General features: G+C 59.4%; 3 protein-coding genes. All 3 read right to left on the bottom strand.

The annotated features are described in order from the left end of the window. Nucleotides 1-312 precede the first annotated feature (312 nt). Nucleotides 313-831: a DUF721 domain-containing protein gene (locus HMPREF0178_RS10545; protein ID WP_009733396.1), complete on the bottom strand. Its 519-nt coding sequence runs from the start codon at nucleotides 829-831 to the stop codon at nucleotides 313-315. A 161-nt stretch (nucleotides 832-992) separates the two neighbouring features. Next, the gene (gene argB / locus HMPREF0178_RS10540; protein ID WP_009733395.1) at nucleotides 993-1,877 is read right to left on the bottom strand and encodes an acetylglutamate kinase; all 885 of its coding nucleotides are present in this window, start codon (nucleotides 1,875-1,877) and stop codon (nucleotides 993-995) included. 17 nt (nucleotides 1,878-1,894) lie between these two features. Next, complete coding sequence (gene hslU, locus HMPREF0178_RS10535) at nucleotides 1,895-3,196, bottom strand: ATP-dependent protease ATPase subunit HslU (RefSeq protein WP_005024960.1); 1,302 nt, start codon at nucleotides 3,194-3,196, stop codon at nucleotides 1,895-1,897. Nucleotides 3,197-3,254 lie beyond the last annotated feature (58 nt).

Genomic DNA, 3,254 nt, shown 5'->3' with positions numbered 1-3,254 from the left:
CTGGAGAACGGCCCTCCNCCCTTCCCCCACACCCCCATCCCTCCACCTCCAAAGACTTTCGGCCTTATCGAATCCCTATTCGCATTTTTCCCTGAGTAAAGGAAAAGCCCCTTTGCTTGAGCATGTTAGCCTCTGAATTTTTATTTTTATATCTTACAGAAATAAAAGTCTTTTTATGTGGAACATTCTAAAATCAGCCTCCTCTGCTTTCGGGGCAGAATGAAGGGTACGGCAAACGCGCTCTCGAAGGTAGGGAAAACAAAAAAAATCTGAAAGGCAATGACAAAAAAGGCAGGAAACAGATCCTGCCTTTCAGCTTTTCCGTTCCGTGGGAACGCCGTGCATCCGTAGATAAGCCGCGTAGCATCGGGCGACGGGAGAATCCGGGTTCATCTCCTCAAGGTGAGCGCCCAACTGCCGGGGGCGGGAAGGAGCCGGGCGGACCCGCGTGGAAGGTTGGATGTCAGGCATCTGATCCAGCGGCCTGTCGCCCATAACGAGCCGCAGTTCGACCCTGTCGAATACCGGGGCATCCATAAACGCATTGACCCGCTCAAGGATTTCCGGGGTCATGAACGACAGTTCCTGAAGCGCGAGATTGTCCTCGCCGCCGACGATGAGGATGTCGTTCCGTGCGCCGAGAGGCCATGCCAGCGGCGCGATGTCCGGCCCCATGACCATTTCCCAGTTCTGCCACAGCCGGACCTGCATGAGCTTTTCGCCGTTTCCGAGCGCGGACAAGACGGAACCCAGCTTTCCGCCCAGGGAAAACATGCCGTTCGTCCGTTTGCCTTTGTCCCGGCCCTGCGGGATGTGGTAGTCGTAGCTCATGGGGCCTCATTCGGGAATGTGCCGGGGGAGGTTCTATCCCCCGGCTTTTTTCAACTTCAATGGCGGAAGGTCAGACTGTGGGACGCTCTATCTTCCCCGCCGGGAAACGAGCCGGTGAAAACAGACCTATCCAAAACCGCTTTCCGCCCCGCCGTTTTTTCTCAGCGCTCTTCACCGACGATTTCGGTACCCACCCCCTGATCGGTGAGGAGTTCGAGGAGCACGCAGTTTTCGACGCGCCCATCGACGATCATGACCTTCTCAACGCCTTGTTCGATAGCGTCGATGCAACAATTCAACTTGGGGATCATGCCGCCGGTCACGGTGCCGTTCTCGTACAGGCCCGCAGCGTCCTCTACGCGGATGGACTGGATGAGCTTGCCTTCGGGGTCAAGCACGCCAGCCACGTCCGTCAGCATGATCAGGCGGCGGGCGCGCAGCGCACCCGCAACGGCCCCGGCCACGGCGTCCGCATTGATGTTGTAGGTGTGCCCTTCGTCATCCACGCCCACGGGCGCGATGACCGGCACGAACCCGTCCTTCATCAGCGAGAAGATCAGCGAGGTCTCCACGCGGGTCACACGGCCCACATTGCCGAGATCGATGATTTCCGGCGGCTGGTTTTCGCGGGTGACGACCATCGCCTTCTTCTCGGCGTGCAGCAACATACCGTCCTTGCCGGACAGGCCCACGGCCCGCGCCCCGGCCCGGTTGATCTGGTTGACGATATCTTTGTTCACCGAGCCAACCAGCACCATCTCCACAACGTTCATGGTGGCGTCGTCCGTCACACGGAGGCCTTCACGGAATTCCGAACGGATCTCCAGCTTCTCCAGCATGTTCCCGATCTGGGGGCCGCCGCCGTGCACCACCACGGGATGGATGCCCACCAGCTTGAGCAGCGCGATGTTCCGGGCGAAGGCGGCCTTGAGCGCCTCATCCTTCATGGCGTGCCCGCCGTACTTGATGACGACGGTTTCGCCGTGGAACTTGCGCAGATAGGGAAGGCTTTCGATAAGAACCTGAGATTGCAGCTTTGCGTCCATGTGACAGACTCCGCGTCTTACAGAATGAACCGGCTCAGTTCCGCATCGGCGCGCACATCGGCAAGCTGGGCGACCACATGCTCGCGGTCGATGACCAGCGTGCTGCCCCTCTTTTCCGAGGCGTCGAACGAAATGTCGGCAAGGATTTTTTCCATGATCGTGTGCAGCCGCCGCGCCCCGATATTCTCGGTGCGGGTGTTTACGTCTTCCGCGAAGGCCGCGATTTCCCGCAGGCCGTCATCCGTGAACTCGATACGCACACCTTCGGTTTCAAGCATGGCCTCGTACTGTCGGGTCAGCGAATTGTGAGGCTCGGTCAGGATGCGGTAAAATTCTTCCTTTCCGAGAGCCTCCAGTTCCGCACGGAGCGGGAAACGGCCCTGCAACTCGGGGAACAGGTCGGAAGGCTTGGATAAATGGAACGCGCCCGCCGCGATAAACAGGATGTGATCCGTGTTCACGAGGCCGTACTTGGTGTTCACGGCGCTGCCTTCCACGATGGGGAGCAGGTCGCGCTGGACCCCTTCGCGGGAAATGTCGGCGGAACGCTGCTGCGAACCGCTGGCGAGCTTGTCGATTTCGTCAATGAACACGATGCCCATCTGCTCCACGCGCTCACGGGCGAGATCGGTGATCTTGTCCTCGTCCACGAGCTTGGAGGACTCGTCTTCGATGAGATGACGCCACGCCGCGCCGACCTTCATCTTCTTGCGGTGCGTCTTCTGAGGGAACAGCTTGCTGAACGCGCCCTTCATCTGATCGCCGAGCTGTTCCATGCCGGGCACGCCCAGCATACCGATGGGCTGCGACTGTTCCTTCACCTCGAACTCGACCTCGCGGTCATCAAGGAATCCCTGCCGGAAAAGCTCGCGCAGCTTCTCACGGGTGTTCTCCCTGCCGTCGCCGGAGGGCAAAAGCAGATCGAGCAGGCGCTCCTCAGCGGCGGCTTCGGCACGGCCTTTGACCTTTTCGGCCTCTTCAGCGCGCACAAGATTGATGCCGATTTCCATAAGGTCGCGGATCATGGATTCCACGTCGCGGCCCACATAGCCGACTTCGGTGTACTTGGTGGCCTCAACCTTGATGAACGGAGCCGAGCACAGCTTGGCGAGGCGACGGGCAATTTCAGTCTTGCCTACCCCTGTGGGGCCCATCATAATGATATTGCGGGGAGCGACCTCGTTGCGCAGTTCCGCCGCAAGGCGCTGGCGGCGCCAACGGTTCCGAACCGCAATGGCAACCATACGCTTCGCCTGATTCTGACCGATGATGTATTTGTCCAGTTCCGCGACGATTTCGCGGGGCGTCAATTCACTCATGTGCGTTCCTCTTAAAAAAAATGCCGCCCGAAACATCTGGAAGGCCCGCCCGTTCCCC

It is taken from the genome of Bilophila sp. 4_1_30 (assembly GCF_000224655.1).
Lineage (GTDB): Bacteria > Desulfobacterota > Desulfovibrionia > Desulfovibrionales > Desulfovibrionaceae > Bilophila > Bilophila wadsworthia.
The sequence above is the reverse complement of the archived record's forward strand: the minus strand, read 5'-3'. Positions and strand labels throughout refer to the sequence as shown.